General features: G+C 65.9%; 5 protein-coding genes and 1 pseudogene. 2 read left to right on the top strand and 4 right to left on the bottom strand.

What is annotated here, in order from left to right:
* Positions 1-132, top strand: a pseudogene (locus KZA10_RS09795) (IS481 family transposase); the annotation flags it as partial.
* Between the two features lie 463 nt (positions 133-595).
* On the opposite strand, the gene KZA10_RS18605 reads toward KZA10_RS09795, so the two are convergent.
* Positions 596-1336, bottom strand: coding sequence for an NAD(P)-dependent oxidoreductase (locus tag KZA10_RS18605; protein WP_218682768.1), 741 nt, complete (start codon positions 1334-1336; stop codon positions 596-598).
* Positions 1337-1502: 166 nt separating this feature from the next.
* On the bottom strand, positions 1503-1967 hold the full coding sequence (locus KZA10_RS09785) for a hypothetical protein (RefSeq protein WP_218682767.1): 465 nt from the start codon (positions 1965-1967) through the stop codon (positions 1503-1505).
* A gap of 31 nt (positions 1968-1998) precedes the next feature.
* On the opposite strand from KZA10_RS09785, the gene KZA10_RS09780 reads away from it, so the two are divergent.
* Positions 1999-2205, top strand: a complete 207-nt coding sequence (locus KZA10_RS09780; RefSeq protein ID WP_113681861.1) for a hypothetical protein — start codon at positions 1999-2001, stop codon at positions 2203-2205.
* Between the two features lie 84 nt (positions 2206-2289).
* Here KZA10_RS09780 and KZA10_RS09775 read toward each other — a convergent pair whose 3' ends face one another.
* Positions 2290-3195 (bottom strand): type II CAAX prenyl endopeptidase Rce1 family protein, encoded by a 906-nt coding sequence (locus KZA10_RS09775; RefSeq protein WP_067117778.1) that lies wholly within the window; start codon positions 3193-3195, stop codon positions 2290-2292.
* Positions 3192-3635, bottom strand: a 444-nt coding sequence (locus tag KZA10_RS09770; RefSeq protein ID WP_218682766.1) for a hypothetical protein, incomplete at its 5' end; no start/stop codon positions are given. The genes KZA10_RS09775 and KZA10_RS09770, both read right to left, overlap by 4 nt.

The following is a 3635-nucleotide window of genomic DNA, read 5'->3' as shown; positions in this document are numbered from 1 at the left end:
CCCTCAGAGACTGAGCGCCGCAAAGCACTCCCGGGCTGGCTGCACTTCTACAATCATCACAGGCACCACTCCGCGATCGGAGCCCCGCCCATCAGCAGAATCGAAAACAACCTGCCTGGACATCACAGCTAGTGTGGCCTAGCTACAAGTCTAGGTCGGCCGTTCACCCAGAAGTTGTAGGTGTGAACCAGAGGAGGTGCACCGCTGCCGCGGCTTCGACAGGATGGAGACGTCTCCCGAGGGTGGGTTGCGCTTTCTCGCACTACCTCTGGGGAGTCGGTGAACCGGGATCTGGGGATACCGGGAGCAGTCAGCGTTCCCTCCGTTCTTGCGGAGTGAGATGTCGGATCCCCCTCATACGCCCCCGCGCATGAGGGGGATCGACTTTTATCCGCAAACCCTAGAAGGGCCCGGCGACCTCCACGAGGGCTGGGGTCCGTGCGGGGCCACCGGTAGTACCCGAGGATGCTGGGGACACCCCCGGTACGCCGAAGATAAGTTCGCTCCCGAATCTCGAGAAGAGGGGTTGATCCGGCGCGGGGCATCCGGTAATACGCGGCGAGATTGCGCTTGCAAGCGACCCACCGCTTCCGCCTCAGTCGGCGCGCAAGCGGCGCCCCGTGCGCTGCTCGAGCAGCTTCACGGCCAGCAGTTCGCCGAGCTCCGGCCCGTAAAGATCGAGGGCTGCGTGATGCAGGCTCGAGGACGCATCGAGCACCGGGGTTGGAACTTGCGCGGTGCGGGCCATGGTGGTGATGGTGTCGAGCTCGTCCACGACACGGTCGACCCCAAAAGTAGAGAGGTAGTCGCCCTGGAGAAGCCGGCCGGCATGGTCGTCGAGGAACCGGCTCCCTCCCGCACTATCCCGGAGAAGATGGTGAAGTTCTATGGTCGAGACCCCGAGGCCCTGGCCGATGAGGAGTGCTTCCGCGGCCGCGACCGAGTGGGCGAACCAGAGTCCGTTGGCGAGCAGCTTCACGATCTGACCGTCCTCGGCGCGTGCCCCGGCTCGCCGGATCCCACCATCTTTCGCGAGCGTGTTCAGGATCGGCAAGGCCCGGGCGACGGCGACCTCCTCGCCGCTGACAAAGAACACAAGCATGTTCTTCGCGGCCTCGTCGACCGATCCGCCCATCGGTGCGGACACCACCGCCACGTCATGCTGTGCCGCGTGGGCTGCGAGATCCCGGGTGACGGCAGGGTCACCGGAGGTGAGATCCAACCAGAGCGCGCCGGGAGGCAGCAGCGGAAGCGCCTCGACCATGACCTGGCGCAGCTCGACCGGCCCGGGAAGAACCGTGACAAAGACGTCCGATCCGGCGGCGAGTTCCTGCACACTGTGTCAGGGCTCTCCGCGAAGGTGGCAAGACGCTCGGCGTCTGCCTGCTGGTAGACCTCGCGGCCAACCACGTTCACCGCCACCCACTCGTCATCGTCGTGCGCTGCGGTGAGGTCGTCCCAACTCTCATCAACTCCGTACTCCTCGAGAAAATATCCGACGCTCACCAACACGGAATCGCGCGTGGGTCCGCGAGCTGGTGGATCATCACGACCTGTGCAGCTAGTCCCTGTCCGCCTCTGGCAGCGGACGCGAGAAGCATCGCTGTGCCGGCGAGCGACCCCATGCTGGTCGGCTTCGGCTTGATCGGCGCGCGCCAGGTCTGTGCGGAGCGCGACAGAATGTCGGACGCTCGGGCGAGGTCGCCAGGCTCGTTCTCGACGGCGTTGGACCATGCGGCGAAAGCGCCTGCCGTGTGCTGTGCGACACGCGCCCACGTCTCGCGATCGTCGACGGGAACGCTGCGCAGCCGCTCGCGCAGCGCACCCAGCTCGGTGTTCATCTGCTCGTACATCTGCGGGTCGACCTCGGTCGCCTCGCGTCCCGGATGAACGACGCGGCGGCCGCGGTATGCGGCGTTCCACTCGGCCGCAGCATCCGTCGCACCGCTCGGAGTATAGATGGACAACGACAACCTTCGGATCACGTTGACTTGGCCGGTGAGCACCATCGACGGGGAGCCGTCGCTGACAAGCGGATCACTCACCATCACGCAGTACCCGAGTGGCGACTTCCTTCTCATGGTCAGTGCCGGGGACGAGCATTTCCCAGACGGCGCCGAGATCCAGTTCCCGGTGTCTGCCGAGCATGCGCAGCTCGTCAAACGCGCTCTCTCTGGCGAGCACATCGGAGAAATTGGGGAGTAACCACCGCGCGGGCTGTCCGGCAGAACTCAAGAGAGAGGGCCCCGCCGAGCTGGCGGGGCCCTCTCTCGACGTGTGCCGAGCGCACTACGGTTTCTCCGCTGCGGCCTTCTCTCGCTGCGCGATGCTTTTAGTCAAGACGACGCCGACGACCACGAGGCCAGACAGCGTGAAGATCAGCTTGAGTGACCATCCGATGGCGCCGGCGTAAGTGAGCATGTTGAACGTGGCGTGCTCGAGGATGAGGGCGACGATAGCTCCCGTGCGGCGGTACAGCAGAACCATCAGGAGGGCCCAGGCGGCGAGGCCGATCGCACCCCAGCCGTAGTACAGGTGAAAGGGCACCCGCACAGCAATCGCCGCGATGAGGACCACAGTCCAGCTGTGCCCGGTGGCACGGAGCGCAACGACGACGAGCGCGAGAAGGGCCAGCTCCTCGCTTGGGCCGGCCATCCCATCGTTGACGATATTGAGAACGTGCAGAAGCGGGTCATCGATCGGCGCAAGATCGAACTCGTTGGACGGCAACCCGAAGACCGTGCTGAGCGCCCCCGCGAGGGTGAATCCGATGAACACGGCGAGGTAGCCGACGGGGAACGTCTTGACGCTGGTCCTCCAGGTGGCACGTTGTACCTCAGCGCCCGCGTACCGACGAAACGCCCAGATCAACGCGGCCGCCATCAACACCACGGCGATCTGTCGTACGATGCCCGCCGTGGCGGTGGCAACGGTACCCGTGGGCCACGTGTCGGGCGCAGGAGTCCATCCGAGCAGCATCACGACAGCAACCCGGACCCCTTCGCTCCAGCCCACGAGGTAGATTCCGGCGATCGCGGCCCAGGCTGCGGCTTTCGCCCGGGCAGGGACCTCTCGGCGTGTGATGCCGGTGCGGTCGATCGCGAACTGTGCCGCGATCTCATCCCGGATCTGTCGCAGCGCGTCGCGCAGCGTCGTGCGCGCGGGTTTCTCTGGGACTGTCGTGTTCTCGGTCATGTCGTTTCCTTCCGTTCGTGGGGGCCGGGTTCCCGCCGTAGATCCGTGCGGGATTTCCACTCGTCGACGGGGCGAGAGGACCGGAAGCCATGGCGGTGGTACCACCCGGCCAGGCGACGCTCAGCGGTCCGCTGGGCCGCCTTGTACTCCTCCGGGGACGCATCCCGCGGCAGGTCCGGGTAGTCGGTCATCATGGTGCATACGATCGGCAGGGAGCGATGGTCTGCGTACCGGCATAGCTCCTGCAGGAGTGAGCTGCCGAAGCCCCTCCCCCGCACCGAGCCCATCACGATGTCGTCGAGGCGGATCTTTGACGCGCTCTCGGTGACGAGCAGCTTGTACCTGCCGTAGTGAGCGAGATCCTCGGCGCGTGCCGGCAACGGCCGCTCGCGGGCGGGGAGATGGTCGATGAGCTCGCGCACGAGCCTGCGGGGTGCCCG

This window comes from Microbacterium sp. BF1 (assembly GCF_019279095.1).
GTDB classification, from domain to species: domain Bacteria; phylum Actinomycetota; class Actinomycetes; order Actinomycetales; family Microbacteriaceae; genus Microbacterium; species Microbacterium maritypicum.
Note: the sequence above shows the minus strand (reverse complement) of the source record. Positions and strands in the feature narration are given on the sequence as shown.